Source organism: Streptomyces sp. NPDC005775 (assembly GCF_042871565.1).
Classification (GTDB): Bacteria; Actinomycetota; Actinomycetes; order Streptomycetales; family Streptomycetaceae; genus Streptomyces.
Genome location: NZ_JBIAIU010000014.1, coordinates 19,346 through 34,868, shown reverse-complemented (window position 1 = coordinate 34,868; position 15,523 = coordinate 19,346). Strand labels below are relative to the sequence as shown.

The window sequence follows — 15,523 nt, the reverse complement described above, 5'->3', positions numbered from 1 at the left end:
ACGACGCCACGCGGAGGGCGGGGGCCCGGCGGGTGACCGGCGTACGGCTTCGCAGCAGGCGAAGGGGCTACCGGATGGGATCAAGCTCGTGAGACAGCCGGTCAGTCCCGCCACCGGACTCGGCCGCACCGGCTCACCCGGACTGAGCTCACGGCCCACGCCAGACGTTGGCAAAGGCCGCGTTCTCGATGTTCCGCCTCTGACGTACGGCTTCCAGCTCCATCACCGCGTCATGGACGGCAGCCATCACGGTCGTCACCGCCTCGTCGTCGAAGCCGGGCTCGTCGTCGGACCGTGCGTCTTCGACGCCCAGGACCGAGGTCAGAGCGGCAAGGACGGGTTCCTTCTCCGCCCAACGCTCGGCCGCCCGGGTGCGCGCGGGTGTATCGGCCGGTTCCACACGTTCCGCCCCGAAGGGCAACCGGCCTGTTCGCTTCCGCGTCAGCACACCGTCCTCTTCCAGGGCCGCCCGGTACGTGGCCGAGAGGTCTCGGCCACGGCGCCACAGCCAGTCCTCGATCCGCTCGTAGGGCTCCCGCGGAATGAGCCCCTCCACAGCCGCCCGCATGAGCCGGTCCTCCGGCGTCGCGGCGGATCCACCCGGCACGATGTGGTCGCCGTCCACCACGACCGCCTCCGCCCCGACGAGATCGATCAGCTCGGCTCCCGCAAGTGCGAGCGACAGATCGCCCTGTCCCACGGAGTGGTCCGGATCCATGGCGATGATGAACAGGTCTTTCGCCGTGGTCATGGATGACCCCCTCAAAGGCATCGACAAAAACACGTACCGCCCAGCCGGACCGGGTACGCGCGTGACCCCTCGGCGGACAGGCGGCTGTCACCATCAGTATGGTCCCTCTCGCCAATACCCGGGACTATGTCCGCGGGGTCCGGGAACGCCGTTGGTCCAGGTACCGGATCACGGGCGTGGCGGTCGTGCCGTGCAGGAGCACGGAGGCGAGGATCGTGAATGCCGCCACTGCCCACAGCTCGTCGGCATACCGCGCGAAGGGCCCCTCCCCGAGTGCGTACGCGAGGTAGAAGAGCGACCCGATCCCCCGAATGCCGAACAGCGCCGTGACCGCTCGCTCGCGCCGCCCCGACGGGAACCCCAGTTGGGCGGCAGCACCGGCGAGCGGACGGATCACGACGATGAGGGCGATCCCCATGAGAACGTCTCGCGGACCGAGGACCGACAAACCGTCGGCGACCAGGTAGCCACCGAGGAGGAAGAGCAGCACAGCGGTCAGCAGACGCTCGATCTGTTCACTGAAGCCGTGCAGTACTTGGTGGTACCCGTGGCTGCGTTCGGCGGCCCGGATGGTGCAGGCCGCGACGAACACTGCGAGGAAACCGTATCCGTGGACCAACTCGGTGATCCCGTAGGCGGTGAAGGTGGCGCCGAGCGCGGTGAAACCTTCCATCTGTCGCGAAAGGCGAACGCGGGGGGAGCGGAAGAACAGCCAGCCGAGGAGGCGGCCCACGGCCACTCCCGCGATCACCCCGACGACTGCCCTCAGCAGTACGTCGACGAGCAGCCAGTGGCCGATCCAGTCCGCGGACCAGCCATCACCGGCCGCGGTCGCCAGTGCTATGGCGGCGAGTACGAACGGCAGGGCCAGACCGTCGTTGAGACCGGCCTCGGACGTCAGCGTGAAGCGCACCTCTTCTTCGTCCGCCTCGTCCTCACCGCTGATGGGCTCCCCGACCCGCACTTCCGCGGCAAGCACCGGATCGGTGGGTGACAGCGCCGCCGCCAGCAGCAGGGCCACCGCCGGAGGCCAGTCCATGAGCCACCAGCCCAGCACCCCCATGGCGGCGATGGTGAGCGGAAGGGCGAGGGTCAGGAAGCGCCAGGCTCCTGCCCACGCACGCCATCCGAACGGCCTGTCGATGGCCAGCCCAGCGCCCATCAGCGACACGATGACGCAGACCTCCGTCACGTGCTCGACCCAGACCCGGTCACGTACCGGGTCCACGACGGGCACGTCGAGCGGCAGCAGAGCGATGGCCGCTCCCGCAACGAGGAACACCATCGGCAGGGAAAAGGGACGTCGATGGACCACCGGAGGGAGGGCGGCGGCCAAAAGGATGCCAATGCCTGCTGCCATGTATATGCCGTGCGCCAACGTCATCCGGTCCCAGCCCTTCTGTCGTTCCGGGCCGCAAGCAGACGAACGAGACAGTCACGCTGACTGAGGTTGCGGCGGGAGAAACACCCGGATACCCCGCTGCCCGGCATCCACGCCCGCTCCCCCGCGAGCGGGCACCCAGCAGACGCGCACGTGGACCTTCAGGTCGATGACCTGGCAGTGGAGACCGCGCCTCCCGTTCCGGCTCGGTGAGCCAGGCGTGCCACGCGACTTGCAGCACATCAGCCGCCCGTTCCCGGGCGGCCGCCTCCTCGTACGGTTCACCGGTCTCGGTGGCACCGGACTGTGCCCCGCCACCACGTCAGTGCTCAGCCATCACGATCACCTCGTCGTCCGCGCTCCAGTACCGGACTTCGGCCTTGGGCGGGTTGAGCCGCACCTCGTAATCGGTCCCCACGCGTGCGAGGCCGCTACTGCGGTATCCGAGGGCGCACTCCCCGCGGCGCGAGGCGGCCTCGACGACCGTGGCGAAGGATGCCCGCTCCCCTCCACGTACGTAGTCGCCGACGGGCTTGAGGTGGATCGCGTTGCCGTGCGGAGCCAGTAGTTCCGCGAACAGGCCTGCGAGGTGCCAGTTCTGTGAGATCTGAGCCATCAGAAGACCGACCAGCTTTCCGCTCACGATGAAGTCGGCGCCGACGCCGACGGGGGCGAGGGCTCTGTTGCGGTCGTCGGTCATCTCGGTGACCACCCGGACCGGGATTCCCGATGTGCGCTCCCGGTCACGCAGGAGCAGCAGCGTGACCAGGGTCCGGTCGTCCGGTGAGTCATGGCCGGGCCCGCGATCAGGGCCGAGCACGATGACGCCGTCGTGGGCGGACAGGTCCACGTCGCTCATCGTGCCCGGAAGGGTGGGGTCACCGGGACCGAAGGTGACGTTCAGCGTAGGAGCGGCTTGCGCGGCGGCGGCCCGTACCTCCGTCGCCAGGCTCTCACCTCCGTCGGCCACGACGTGAAGGACGGAACCGGAAGCGACATGGCCGGAGAGATGACGGACGATGTGCCGGGCGCGGCCGTTCCATCCCAGAAGAAGCACTCGTTCGGCGCGCGCCGGCGTCCTTTCCCGGTTCACCATCACCGACTCGTCGAATGCGGCGGGCTCGTCGGTGGTGACCGTGGTGTCGTCGTCCTCGGCGATCACGACGAGCTGGTCGCCCGGGCTCAGGACCGAGGCGGCCGGCGGGTTCAGGTGAAGGGTTCCGTCCACCCGTAGGACCCCGACCACGCTGGACGTGGGACATGCCCTCAGCACCTCGGCGAAAGCACGGCCTGCCTGGTCCGGGGCGTCGACGACGTAGAACTCGTCCCCGGCGAAGTCGAGCAACTCCTGGTAGACGAGGGACAGGCCGGGCTGCCTGGCGCACTGCGCCACGAGCCGGGCGGTCACGTCGTCGATCTCGAGCACGACCGCGTCCGGGCCGGCCGCGAGTTCGGCGGCGAGGCGGTATCGAGCATCTCGCACCACCGCCACGGTACGCACCCGGCTCTCCTCGTCGACCGCGGTCCGCAAGGCCAACAGGTTCTTGACGATCTCCGCGTCCTCGTCCGGATGGTCACGCGGCAGGATCAGGACGACGTCCGCCGTGGCCGGGCTGACGCGCGCGAGCGCGGCCGGATCAGTGGGGCGTCCGTTGCGGCAGACGATCCTCGTCCGGCCGGCGTCCCCCACCTCGGTGCGCAGTTCCTCCTCCATTTCCGTCACGTCCCGGTCGGCCAGGACCGCGATGGCGCTCCGGCCCTGATTGGCGTTGGCCGCGACGAGCTCGGCCACAACGGTGAAGAGCTGGTCCGACCAGCCGAGCACGACAGTGTGACCGCTCTCCAGCACCGTGGAGTGGCCACGTCTCAGGGCAATGAGCTCCTCGGTGATCGCCGTGGTGATGAGACCTACGATGGTGGAGACGTAGAAGAGTGCCATCAGGGCCAGCAGGACCGACAGGATGACGCGCAGCGGTGAGCCGACCTCTCCTCCCAGCCTGAGGGTCTGCCCGACGCTCCGCCACACCGCCGCCGTCTTGGCGCGTGCCGTGTCCGGAGCCCGGTCGTCCGTCCACACCAGAAGCGCGCTCACCGGGACCACGACAGCAAGGCATGCGACGGCAAGCCATCCGATGAGAACGGTCACCCCCCTGGCCAACGTGTTGTCGAACCAGTACCGGGCGCGCTCGTACAAGGGAGCCCGTGTCGGCGGCGTCCCCCGCGCCGGGCGTGACACGGAGGCCGGTGTGCTCGGTGGCTGTCTCTGCTTGCCCACGCGGACGCCGTGCTCGCTTCGGCGCCGGCCCTGATCCTTGATCATCCTGTACACAGGAGCAGCGTGGGGAATCGTCTCCTCCGCCACACGGGTATCCGGTGGCGTTTCATCCGATAGGGATCAGAACCGGGGAGACGGCCGTGGCGGGTCGTGCGAGCGTGCAGGACGCACGGCCAGGTCGGTCCTCGGCAGCGAGGCCGGACTCGGGTTCGTCGCCGCCCGGTTTTTGTTGCGGGCCGTTGCCGGGGCCGGCGCGCGGCCGGACAGCACGCCTTCAAGTGATGAACACTGCACAGCCCATTGACATGCCCATTGCTCTATCGCTTTTATGGCGCCGGGCCGCGAGCCATCGGCTTCCACGTCCGGCAACCGGAGTTCAGCCCCGGGCCGGAAGCGACGATGGTCCACGACGCCACCATCCCTCCCACCATCAGCGGCTGGGTGCGCGACACGGATTTGGGAGCGCTCCCATACGCGTGTCGACGGACCTTGCTCCCGAGAGAGGACCCAGCACCGTGCTTCACCCTCTCCGCGTTCTCCGACGCGCGGTCAGAACGGCCGCGATCACCGCCGCCGCCCTCCTGCTCCCCCTCGCGGGTGTTCAGGCGGCGACCGCCGCCGACGTCACACCGGGGGCCGGCTACTGGCACACCAGCGGCCGTCAGCTCCTGGACGCCGCCAACCGGCCGGTCCGCGTCGCCGGTATCAACTGGTTCGGTTTCGAGACGTCCAACTACGTGCCGCACGGCCTGTGGTCCCGCGACTACAAGAGCATGATCGACCAGATGAAGTCGCTGGGCTACAACACCATCAGGCTGCCCTACAGCGACGACATCTTCACCGGCACCGCGCCCACGAGCATCAACTACTCCGCAGGCATGAACAGCGAATTGCAGGGCCTCGACTCGCTGGGCGTGATGGACCGGATCGTGGAGCACGCGGGCAACGTCGGCATGAAGGTCATTCTGGACCGGCACCGGCCCGACTCCGCAGGGCAGTCGGCGCTCTGGTACACCGCGTCCGTTCCGGAGGCCACCTGGCTGGCCAACCTCAAGGCCCTGGCCGGCCGCTACACCGGCAACGACGCCGTGATCGGGATCGACCTCCACAACGAACCGCACGATCCCGCCTGCTGGGGCTGCGGCGACACCACGAAGGACTGGCGGCTGGCAGCACAGCGCGGCGGCAACGCCGTACTGTCCGCCAACCCCGAGCTGCTGATCTTCGTGGAGGGCGTCCAGACCTTCAACGGTGTGTCCGGCTGGTGGGGCGGAAACCTTATGGGCGTCGGCCAGTATCCGGTGGAGCTGAACGTGGCGCACCGGGTGGTCTACTCGGCGCACGACTACGCGACCAGTGTCGCCCAGCAACCCTGGTTCAGCGACGCGGCCTTCCCCGGCAACATGCCCGGCGTCTGGGACAAGTACTGGGGCTACATCTTCAAGCAGAACATCGCGCCGGTCTGGGTGGGCGAGTTCGGCACCACGCTCCAGTCGGTCACCGACCAGAAGTGGCTGAAGGCGTTGGCCGAGTACCTGCGGCCGACGGGCCAGTACGGCGGTGACAGCTTCTCCTGGACCTTCTGGTCCTGGAACCCCAACTCCGGAGACACCGGGGGCATCCTCAAGGATGACTGGGCGACCGTCGACACTGTGAAGGACGGCTACCTGGCGAGCATCAAGGCCCCGGGTTTCGGCGGCGGAGGTGACGGAGGTGACGGGGGCGACACACAGGCCCCCTCTGTTCCGGCCGGGCTCACTGTCACCGGAACCACCAGCGCCTCGGTCTCGCTCTCGTGGACGGCGGCGACCGATGACACCGGGGTGACGGGTTACGACGTCTACCGCGGCTCCGTCAAGGTCGGCACAGCCACCGGAACCAGTTACACGGACTCCGGTCTGACGGCCGGGACGTCGTACGCATATTCCGTCCGGGCGCGCGACGCGGCGGGCAACACGTCCGCGGCTTCCGCATCCGTGCCGGCCACCACCGCCGGCACCTCCGGCAGCAACGGTGGATGCACAGCCACCTACACCGTCAGCGGAGACTGGGGGAACGGCTTCGGCGTGGACGTGACCGTCACCAACACGGGCACCGCGGGCGCCGCCGCATGGAAGGTGAGCTGGACCTGGGCAGGAAGCCAGAAGGTCACGAACATGTGGAACGCGGCCTACACCCAGACCGGACCCGCGGTCGGCGTCACGAACACCCCGTACAACGGAAGCCTCGCGCCCGGTGCGCACACGAGCTTCGGCTTCCAGGGAACGCCGGGCTCCGGCGGCGTCCCGACAGTGACCTGCACCCTCTCCTGACAGGGCGCGACACGCCCGCCCCGGGCGACGAAAGGCCGGCCGGGGCGAGGCGTCTGCCCCTCCCCCACACCTCCTTCCCGGCGTGGCACCATTCCGCCGGGAAGAGCTGCGCCGCAGGGCCACCGCCGCCCTGTGCGCTCCGCTCGCAGCCGTGGCGTTGAAACCTCCGAAGAGATCGTGTGAGCGGATGCGCTCGGCTCGCGGACGACGTGGAATTGTCTCTGGCCACTACGTCGCCCCCGTGACCCAGGTGAGCGCACGGCAAGCTGCCGTGCGTCGCGTCGGAGGACGGGGGTACGCGGGGTGCAGCACGAGTCCGCCCCGCTCGGGGGCGGACGCGCACTGACGGGAGCACGACCATGACCGACCGCAGGCCCGAGGGCACCGCGTACACGGGAGCGACGGGCAGTCCGCCGCCGATACCCGCCGACGTGCCCGACCAGCAGGCTCAGGACGGCGAGGACGCCCTCGACGTCGTTCTCCCCCCGAATGCCGAGGATCGGGATGAGGATGCGGAGCACGACAGGCCCGACCCCGATGAGGCCGGCTCGGGCCGGAGCACCGCCCGCAATGCCGGCACCCACGCGGAACACCCCACCCCGGATGAGTCGACGGGGTGAGGGGCAGCGCACGCCCGCCGGGGCCCGGCCGCGAAGGCCGGGCCTCAGCGGACGGCGGTCCCGTCAACCAGGCCGCGGCGACGCTCGCGGGACACCGCCCCGCAGGGCCCCGCGAAAAGGGTCCACGCCGAGCGCCTCTGCTGGATCGGTAGCGGCGGGTTTTACCCCGCGCTCCGTCAGCGAGGCGAAGCCACGGCGTACACCTCGTGCGTCATGACCGACGTCACCGATGTGCGGCAGGCTCTGAACGCGGCGGACGCACTCCCACCAACGGGCACTCAGGAGTTGGCCGTACGAGCGTGCGCGAGAATCGCCATGGAAGGTGAAATCCGTCCGGCATCTGCAGAGGAAGCGCACCTGCACGGATTCCTGCGGGCGGTCGTCGCGAAGAGGTCCCCCGCACGGAGTGCGGAGCCAACGCCGGTCACCGTGCCATTCCGGTGCGCAGGACGCGACGCGACGCCCTTGCAGCGTTTCCTCAGTCTTCGCCGCGCACGATATGCGGCTCCGTCTGCTTGCCCAAGCTCGCCTCAGCCCCTGCCCTTGGCTCTGTCCGGGCCGGCTGATACATCCGCACCCTGCCCACGACGCTCCTCTGCCCGCTCTGCTTTTCGGTGTCTGGTCCTGTAGCCACGGGTCACCTCCTGTCATTGACCGGCTGAGTAGCCGCCTACCCGTCGCCGTCCGAGGCATACGCGCGTTCCCCTCTCGCATAACAGTGCCCTCCCGGCCGGGCTCATCCACCGAAGAAGTCAGCCGGCTACGTCATCAACCCGTGCGTTGGCCGGGAAGTCTGGATCGCCGCCCAGCGAGGGGATTCGGCACACGGGTTGTCGCGGGCACAGCCTGACTCCACTTGCGCGATCCGGGTTATGGATCGTCGGCGACAGGGCACACAAAAGGGCGCGCGTTCATCCCACGGAATTCATCCCACGAAGGAGAGTCATGGCAGTCGGCAGCCCTCGCTACACCGTTCCGGGTCTCAGCACCAAGGACGGTAAGCAGATCATTTCGCTCCTGAACATGCGCCTGCACGCTCTCAATGACCTGGCGCTCACCCTCAAGCACATCCACTGGAACGTGGTGGGGCCCCACTTCATCGCGGTTCACGAAATGCTCGACCCTCAGACGGTCGCGGTCAGGGCCATGGCGGACGACACGGCGGAGCGGATTTCCGCGCTCGGTGGCGAACCCCACGGCACACCCGGCGCCCTGGTCGCCGAACGGACGTGGGACGACTACAGCCTCGGCCGCGCGGACGCCCTGGCCCACCTGGGCGCCTTGGACCTCGTCTACACCGGCATCATCACGGAGCACAGGTCCGCAGCGTCCAAGGCCGCCGACATCGATCCCGTCACCGAGGATCTCCTCATCGAGCACCTGCGTTCCCTGGAGCAGTTCCAGTGGTTCGTCCGGGCCCACCTGGAAGGCGCGGGCGGCTCCCTGTCCACGACGGGGGCCGAGACGGAGCAGCAGGCCGCCACGGCCGCAGTTCGCAAACCCGCCGCGAAGCGGACCGCCAAGAAGACCAGCAGGTCCAAGGCCTGAACTGATCGCGGCGGACTTCCGGTGCCCACATCCGTAGCACCGCCTGCTTCCCCGGACTCGGTGTGGTGACGGCGTGACGGGTTGCCGGACCTCAGTCGGGGCGCCCGTGGGGTCGGTGTCCGCTTTCCGCCAGCTCTCCGCCCCCGGCATCCCCCACGCTGGTGTCATGCCATACCGCTTCGCAGACATCATCGACCGCTATCTGCTGGCCGGCTCCGGATTCACCCGCAGGCTGTGCTCGGTGCGGCCCGAACAGTGGACGGCACCCACCCCCTGCGCGGAATGGGACGTCCGCCACCTGGTCAATCACGTGACCCGGGGAAACCTCAACTACGTCCTGCTGCTCGGCGGCGGCTCGGCCGCCGACTTCCTGCGGCTCCGGGACGAGGATGCCCTGGGCGCCGATCCAGTCGACGCGTACCGCCGCTCGGTGCGGGAGTGCGCCGCTGCGTTCCGTGGACCCGGTGCCCTCCAGCAGACCCTGGACTACCCACTCGGCCCGGTGACGGGAGAGCAGGCTCTCACCGTCCGGACCACGGACACCGTCATTCACACCTGGGACCTGGCCAGAGCCGTCGACGGTGCGGAGGACCTGGATCAGGGGCTGGTCGCCTGGATCGAGGACAATCTCGCAGACATCTACGCCGGTTTGCCGGAGTCGCCCACGGCCTCCGGCACCAGCCACCGCTTCTTCGCCGCCCCAGGGGCTACGCCCCCGGCCGAGGAGGTTCGGCAGAGCCGGTTGCTGCGGCTGATGGGCCGCTGAGACCTGTGGCCACGGGGTGACTGTCCGGCTGAAGCCCCGCCGGGCACTTCCCCGTCCCCGACCTGGCAGCCCGGTGCTCGCAGACTGACGGGGCCCGGCAGGCGCAAGCCTTCCCACGCGGTGCGAGGTCGAGCGTCGCTCTCAGCCGCTGTCCCACTGCGGGCGGGGCGCTGCGCCCCGCCCGCAGTGGCTGTGCGCGCATACTGGCCGTATGGACTCGTCCACGCGTACCGTCCTCGGCCTGCGGGAGCGGCTGGGCAGCGCCATCTTCGCCCAGGTCGCCGGTCCGGCGGGGCCGAAGAACCGCGCCCGTATCCACGGAGCGCCCGGCCCGCGCTGGTTCGGTCCGGACCGGCCGATTCGCACGGTCCACGGCGATGCGTCCATGTTCATCGGCGGACTGCGGGCGCTTCTGCTCCAGTCCCTGCACCCGTTGGCCATGGCTGCCGTGGAGGCTCATTCCGGTTATCGCGGGGATCCCTGGGGGCGGCTCCAGCGCACCAGTACCTTCCTCGCCGTCACCACATACGGAACAGCGGACGACGCACAGCAGGCGGTCGACCGCGTGCGGGCCGTGCACAGCCGGGTGCGCGGAACGACTTCGCGCGGAGAGCCGTATTGCGCCGCTGACCCCCACCTCCTCGGGTGGGTGCATGTGGCCGAGGTGGAGAGTTTTCTGCTCGCTCACCAGCGATACGGCGTGGATCCGCTCGACGCGGCGGGGTGCGACGGCTACGTCGCCGACACTGCGCGGGTGGCGGAAGCGCTCGGTGTCATCGATCCTCCGCGTGACCGCAAGGAACTCGCCGCCCGCCTCGCGGCCTACCGCGATGAACTCCGCCCGACAAGGGAAGCGCGCGAGGCCGCACGTTTCATCCTGTTGCACCCTCCCCTGCCCTGGGCTGCCCGCGCCCCCTATGCCGTGCTTGCCGCGAACTCCGTCGCCACCCTCCCGCGGTGGGCCCGTACGTCGCTGGAGCTACCGCGGCTCTTCGGCATGTCCGAGGCCTGTGTGGCCCCGACCGGGCGAGCACTGACCGCCACGATTCGCTGGGCCATGTTCCCGCCACGCCCGTCGGCGTGATCACTCGTATCTGTCGACTCCGGGCGCGCGGCGGCGTCGCGCGGGGCCGGGCCCCCACCCGCTCCTGCCCGGGCACGTCGGGTCATGCGTGATGGCGTCCCGTCACTCTTCCTCGTATCCGCGTCCGCTTCTCGGCTGGGTTCTCCACCCGCGGCTATGGTTGACCGTGACGTAGTTCTCCGGGCCGTAAGGAGGGTGTCGTTGATGAGCGGCACGGATGTGGCGCGTGCATGCGTGCTGGGAGAGCTGATCGCTGCGAGCCATCTGATGACCCTGGAGCAGCTGCCCGGTACGGTCGCGTCGCATGCCGGTCGGGCGGGCTGGCCGCACGTGCTCATCTATGTGGCAGATCTGCGGCAGGAACAATTGTGTCTGCTCGCAGGGAATATCGACATCAGCCCCGGTGGGGTCGACGCGCCGGCCGAGTTGGCCGTTGAAGGAACGGTGGCCGGGCGAGCCTTCCAACTCGGAAAGATCTCACCGGCCTCTGCTTCCTCGACGGGGCAGTGGTGGGTGCCCCTGCTGGACGGAACCGAGCGCCTGGGCGTACTCCGGGTCGGTATGCCGGGCGCGCAGGTCGAGCCGGATGACGATCTGAACAGACTCGCCGGACTCGTCGCCCTGCTCCTGGAGAGCAAGCGTGGAACCAGCGACCTGTACTCGAGGCTGGTGCGCCGCCGGAAGATGAAAGTGGCAGCGGAAATGGAATGGCGGCTGATGCCGCCGCGGACCTTCGCGACCGATCGGCTTTTGATCAGCGCCGTCATGGAACCGGCTTACGAAGTCAGCGGAGACGCCTTCGAGTACGCCCTGGCAGGCGAGACCATGCATCTTTCCGTCTTCGACGCCATGGGACATGACACTGCCGCCGGATTGACCGCGAATCTTGCGCTGGCCGCCGCGCGCGTCCAGCGTTGTCAGGGTGAAGGTCTTTTGCAGACAGCCGAAGGTGTGGGAGCGGCGCTGACCGAACAATTCGCGGGCAGCCGCTACGCCACGAGCATCATGGCCGAGTTCAATTTGGCCACGGGTGTACTGACCTGGACGAACTACGGCCACCATCCCCCGGTGGTCATCCGCGGCAACCGCACCCTCGTACATCTGTCCTGCCCGCCCGCGCCTCCGCTGGGAACCGGGCTGGGCGTGCGCGGCACCCTGCGCCGCGACCAGCTCGAACCCGGGGACCGCCTGCTGTTCTACACCGATGGCATCACCGAAGCGCGCAACGACGAGGGGCAGGAATTCGGCCTCGACGGCCTGACCGACTTCCTCATCCGCCACCACTCCGACGGCCTCCCGGTGCCGGAAACCCTACGGCGGCTGATCGGGCACCACTTGGACTACCACGGCGGCCGTCTCAACGACGACGCCACCGTGATGATCCTGGAGTGGCACGGCCCCACTCCCTACGAGCCCGCTCAGTTGAAGGCGCTCACGGGTCTGCCCGCGACCATCGCCGCGGACACGATCGCCTCTGCGTGGGGCCAACAGCCCGCAGCAGAAGCCGAGGGCGGTTTCTGACTGGTCGAGGGCCGGCGATCACGGCACCGGAGCCCGTTCGGGGGGGCCTGCGTCAGCCGATCGGGCCATCGAAGTAGTTCTTCCCGTGTGGTCAGCGGACGCGGAGGGCGTACGTGCCGGTCACCGATCAGGCATTCGCCGTGCCGGCCGGCCTGACACCCTCGCGGTATTCGGCGTTGATGCGCTGGGCTTCTACGAGCTGGTCCTCGAGGATGACGATGCGGCAGGCGGCCTCGATGGGGGTGCCCTGGTCGACGAGTTCCCGGGCACGCGCGGCGATGCGCAGCTGGTAACGGGAGTAGCGGCGGTGGCCGCCCGCGGAACGGAGCGGGGTGATCAGGCGGGCTTCGCCGATGGCACGGAGGAAACCCTGCGTGGTGCCGAGCATTTCGGCGGCCCGGCCCATGGTGTAAGCGGGGTAGTCGTCGTCGTCGAGACGTCCGAACGAGTCATCTGCTGTCATCGCACCTCTCTGTGGAACGCGTGGAGGGGCCCTGGTGCCACATGGCACCAGGGCCCCGAAGGAACAGCTACACCATCTGCCGGCACGTGATGCTCTGCCGGCTTTTCGTGTCCGCATGCCCGAGTGTGTTGCCTGCGGGGTGCGGGGATCGCGGTTGCTTGACCGGAGACCACCTCACTATCGATGTCCTGCGGTACCCGGGCTCTGTCATTCCGCCCGGGCGATCCAGATGGCGCCCAGCTCCTCCGTTTCTTCCCTCTGGGATCGATCACTTACCTGACGCTGTACTGCTGGGTACTGCACACCGCACCTGCGGATACTGCTGCACGGCGGCCCCTGATCCACGGGCCACCCGGTCCGGCCGCCAGCCCCGTCGCCGTCCTGCACCAACCCTGGCTCCGGAACTCCACCACCGAACCGTCCTGCGAACCGCAGCCACCTCTACCGCACGTACCGCCCGGCAGTTCATCCCTGCCCGGGCCTTGCCGTCTCTCTGGCTACGAGAGAAACCATAACTACGACGCCACCCAATGTCTAGCCTGGCCGACACAGATTTCCGTCCGTTCGACCAACAGGTAATCGACCTCGAACGACCGGGGAGGCTGCGGGGGCATGCCGGAGAGCCGCCCTTCCGGCTGAGCAGGCCGTCACGTGCGGGGAGTGTCAGGATGTTCCTATGGACGTCCGGACAAGAAACCGCATATCGGTGACGGGCCGGGACGGCGGACCGGTGGTGATGCTGGCCCATGGGTTCGGATGCGATCAGAACCTGTGGCGTCTGGTCGCGCCCCGGTTGGAGGAGCACTTCCGGGTGGTGCTCTTCGATCACGTAGGGGCTGGGCGCTCGGACCCGTCCGCCTGGGATCCCAAGCGGTACTCCACTCTGGATGGCTATGCGGAGGATGTCATCGAGATGTGCCGGGAGCTCGGCCTCGGGCCGGTGGTCTTCGTCGGGCATTCGGTCAGTGCCATGATCGGCGTCCTTGCCGCCGTGCGGGAGCCCTCGCTTTTCGACAAGCTGGTCCTTCTCACCCCATCCCCGTCGTACATCGACGACGGGGACTATCACGGCGGATTCAGCGAGCAGGACATCGACGAACTGCTCGAGTCGCTGGAAAGCAACTACCTCGGCTGGTCCGCGACGATGGCGCCGGTGATCATGGGAAACCCGGAGCGCCCCGAGTTGGGTGAGGAGCTGACCAACAGCTTCTGCCGAACGAATCCTGAGATGGCCCGTGCATTCGCGCGCGCCACCTTTCTCTCCGACAACCGCGCGGATCTCGCCAAGGTGACCGTGGCCACGCTCATCGCCGAGAGTGCGCGCGACACGATCGCCCCGCGTGAGGTGGGTGCCTTCGTCCAGGCGCAGATTCCCGACAGCCGACTGGTCACCCTGGACTCGACGGGCCACTGCCCCCAGCTGAGCGCCCCCGAGGAGACGGCCGAGGCGATCATCGCCTTCGTGCAGGGGCCGTGACGGTGCACCCGGGCGGCGAGGAGACCGACGCATGGTGGGCGGCAGGTGACCGCGAGCAGGCACAGCTGTCGTTCTCCGCGCTGCTCGAAGACAGTGCGGAGGACCTGTACGAGAACGCGCCGTGCGGCTACCTCTCCACACTGATGGACGGACGGATCGCCAAGGTCAACGGAACGCTGTTGCGATGGCTCGGCTACCGCCGGGAGGAACTGATAGGCCACAAGAGGTTCGCCGACCTGTTGACCATCGGGGGGAAGCTCTATCACGAGACGCACTTCTCACCCTTGTTGCGCATGCAGGGCGAGATCAGCGGCATCGCGCTGGAGCTCAAGGCCGCAGACGGCAGCCGACTGCCCGTCCTGGTCACCTCCGTGGTCAAGCACGACCGCGACGGCGAACCGTTGCTCATCCGCACCACCCTCCTGGACGCCCGGGACAGACGTACGTACGAGCGGGAACTCCTGCGTGCCCGTCAGGAGGCGGACCGCGACCGCGAACGCCTGCAACGCCTCGCCACGACGCTGCAACGCACTCTGATCCCGCCGGCGCTCGAACCGGTTCCGGGCCTGGACGTCGCCGCGCACTACCACTTCGCCTCCTCCGACGAGGTGGGTGGGGATTTCTACGATCTCTTCCCGCTGGCCGATGGCCGCTGGGGCTTCTTCATGGGAGACGTACGCGGCAAGGGGGCTGACGCGGCCGTGGTGACGTCGTTGGCGCGGTACACCCTGCGGGCCGCAGCGGTCTCCGATCCCGTACCGGCGACGGTGCTCGCCAACCTCAACACCGCTCTCAACCACCAGGCACAGGACGACGAACCGCGGTTCTGCACGGTGATCTTCGGTCTGCTGACCCCCGGGGAGAACAACACGGGATTCCATATCGTCATGGCCGGCGGCGGGCACCCCCCTGCCGTGCTGCTGCGTGCCGACGGCAGCGCCGACTACCGGCCCACGCCGGGCGGCCAGTTGGTCGGAGTGGTCGTGGACGCCCAGTTCACCACGGTCACCGTGGATCTGGGTCCGGGTGACACCCTGCTGCTGTATACCGACGGCCTGACCGAGGCGCGTACCCCGGACACAGGTGAACGCTATGGCGACGCAGCTTTCCTGGACTTCGCCCGGGACCTCGCGCCCGCCTCGGCCACCGGCGCCGTCGAGGCCCTCACCGCACTCCTGGACTCGTTCGGCGAAGGACTCGACGACGACACCGCGCTCCTGGCCATGAGCGTGCCCCCGACCGGACGATGAGCCGACCGGCACCTGGACTCGCACGTCGGAAATTCTGAGCAGACGGGGCGGACCTTGCCGACCTGCCGGCAGGAA

Annotated in this window: 13 protein-coding genes; 9 read left to right on the top strand and 4 right to left on the bottom strand. The window is 68.7% G+C overall.

Going from position 1 to position 15,523, the window contains the following annotated elements; translation table 11 throughout:
- Window positions 1-148: 148 nt before the first annotated feature.
- The 3 genes from ACFYPA_RS28480 to ACFYPA_RS28470 form a co-directional block, all read right to left on the bottom strand.
- Window positions 149-751, bottom strand: coding sequence for a GPP34 family phosphoprotein (locus ACFYPA_RS28480; RefSeq protein WP_359318037.1), 603 nt, complete (start codon window positions 749-751; stop codon window positions 149-151).
- 124 nt (window positions 752-875) lie between these two features.
- The gene (locus tag ACFYPA_RS28475; protein ID WP_359083024.1) at window positions 876-2,135 is read right to left on the bottom strand and encodes a cation:proton antiporter; all 1,260 of its coding nucleotides are present in this window, start codon (window positions 2,133-2,135) and stop codon (window positions 876-878) included.
- Between the two features lie 319 nt (window positions 2,136-2,454).
- Entirely contained in the window at window positions 2,455-4,368 is a 1,914-nt protein-coding gene (locus ACFYPA_RS28470) for an NAD-binding lipoprotein (RefSeq protein WP_389134960.1), read from the bottom strand.
- 554 nt (window positions 4,369-4,922) lie between these two features.
- Here ACFYPA_RS28470 and ACFYPA_RS28465 point away from each other — a divergent pair.
- The 7 genes from ACFYPA_RS28465 (at window position 4,923) to ACFYPA_RS28435 (ending at window position 12,258) form a co-directional block, all read left to right on the top strand.
- Entirely contained in the window at window positions 4,923-6,719 is a 1,797-nt protein-coding gene (locus ACFYPA_RS28465; RefSeq protein WP_389134957.1) for a cellulase family glycosylhydrolase, read from the top strand.
- A gap of 359 nt (window positions 6,720-7,078) precedes the next feature.
- Window positions 7,079-7,339: a hypothetical protein gene (locus tag ACFYPA_RS28460; RefSeq protein ID WP_359318030.1), complete on the top strand. Its 261-nt coding sequence runs from the start codon at window positions 7,079-7,081 to the stop codon at window positions 7,337-7,339.
- A 144-nt stretch (window positions 7,340-7,483) separates the two neighbouring features.
- The gene (locus ACFYPA_RS28455) at window positions 7,484-7,969 is read left to right on the top strand and encodes a DUF5133 domain-containing protein (RefSeq protein ID WP_389135292.1); all 486 of its coding nucleotides are present in this window, start codon (window positions 7,484-7,486) and stop codon (window positions 7,967-7,969) included.
- Between the two features lie 315 nt (window positions 7,970-8,284).
- Window positions 8,285-8,887: a Dps family protein gene (locus ACFYPA_RS28450; RefSeq protein WP_389134954.1), complete on the top strand. Its 603-nt coding sequence runs from the start codon at window positions 8,285-8,287 to the stop codon at window positions 8,885-8,887.
- A gap of 166 nt (window positions 8,888-9,053) precedes the next feature.
- Complete coding sequence (locus ACFYPA_RS28445) at window positions 9,054-9,653, top strand: TIGR03086 family metal-binding protein (RefSeq protein ID WP_389134951.1); 600 nt, start codon at window positions 9,054-9,056, stop codon at window positions 9,651-9,653.
- A 211-nt stretch (window positions 9,654-9,864) separates the two neighbouring features.
- A complete protein-coding gene (locus ACFYPA_RS28440; protein ID WP_359083018.1) occupies window positions 9,865-10,737 on the top strand; it encodes an oxygenase MpaB family protein in 873 nt (290 codons plus the stop codon).
- A 204-nt stretch (window positions 10,738-10,941) separates the two neighbouring features.
- The gene (locus ACFYPA_RS28435) at window positions 10,942-12,258 is read left to right on the top strand and encodes a PP2C family protein-serine/threonine phosphatase (RefSeq protein ID WP_359354450.1); all 1,317 of its coding nucleotides are present in this window, start codon (window positions 10,942-10,944) and stop codon (window positions 12,256-12,258) included.
- Between the two features lie 127 nt (window positions 12,259-12,385).
- On the opposite strand, the gene ACFYPA_RS28430 is transcribed toward ACFYPA_RS28435, so the two are convergent.
- Window positions 12,386-12,721, bottom strand: coding sequence for a MerR family transcriptional regulator (locus tag ACFYPA_RS28430; RefSeq protein WP_359354453.1), 336 nt, complete (start codon window positions 12,719-12,721; stop codon window positions 12,386-12,388).
- 676 nt (window positions 12,722-13,397) lie between these two features.
- Here ACFYPA_RS28430 and ACFYPA_RS28425 point away from each other — a divergent pair.
- Window positions 13,398-14,198, top strand: coding sequence for an alpha/beta fold hydrolase (locus ACFYPA_RS28425; RefSeq protein WP_389134947.1), 801 nt, complete (start codon window positions 13,398-13,400; stop codon window positions 14,196-14,198).
- Window positions 14,195-15,448, top strand: a complete 1,254-nt coding sequence (locus ACFYPA_RS28420; RefSeq protein ID WP_359318015.1) for a SpoIIE family protein phosphatase — start codon at window positions 14,195-14,197, stop codon at window positions 15,446-15,448. Before ACFYPA_RS28425 ends, ACFYPA_RS28420 begins: the two co-directional genes overlap by 4 nt.
- Window positions 15,449-15,523 lie beyond the last annotated feature (75 nt).

Excerpts from the sequence above, each read along its gene's own strand:
- ACFYPA_RS28440 (WP_359083018.1), top strand. The coding sequence starts at position 9,865 with ATGGACTCGTCCACGCGTACCGTCCTCGGCCTGCGGGAGCGGCTGGGC.
- ACFYPA_RS28480 (WP_359318037.1), bottom strand. The coding sequence starts at position 751 with ATGACCACGGCGAAAGACCTGTTCATCATCGCCATGGATCCGGACCAC.
- ACFYPA_RS28460 (WP_359318030.1), top strand. The coding sequence starts at position 7,079 with ATGACCGACCGCAGGCCCGAGGGCACCGCGTACACGGGAGCGACGGGC.
- ACFYPA_RS28475 (WP_359083024.1), bottom strand. The coding sequence starts at position 2,135 with ATGACGTTGGCGCACGGCATATACATGGCAGCAGGCATTGGCATCCTT.
- ACFYPA_RS28450 (WP_389134954.1), top strand. The coding sequence starts at position 8,285 with ATGGCAGTCGGCAGCCCTCGCTACACCGTTCCGGGTCTCAGCACCAAG.
- ACFYPA_RS28430 (WP_359354453.1), bottom strand. The coding sequence starts at position 12,721 with ATGACAGCAGATGACTCGTTCGGACGTCTCGACGACGACGACTACCCC.
- ACFYPA_RS28435 (WP_359354450.1), top strand. The coding sequence starts at position 10,942 with ATGAGCGGCACGGATGTGGCGCGTGCATGCGTGCTGGGAGAGCTGATC.
- ACFYPA_RS28425 (WP_389134947.1), top strand. The coding sequence starts at position 13,398 with ATGGACGTCCGGACAAGAAACCGCATATCGGTGACGGGCCGGGACGGC.
- ACFYPA_RS28445 (WP_389134951.1), top strand. The coding sequence starts at position 9,054 with ATGCCATACCGCTTCGCAGACATCATCGACCGCTATCTGCTGGCCGGC.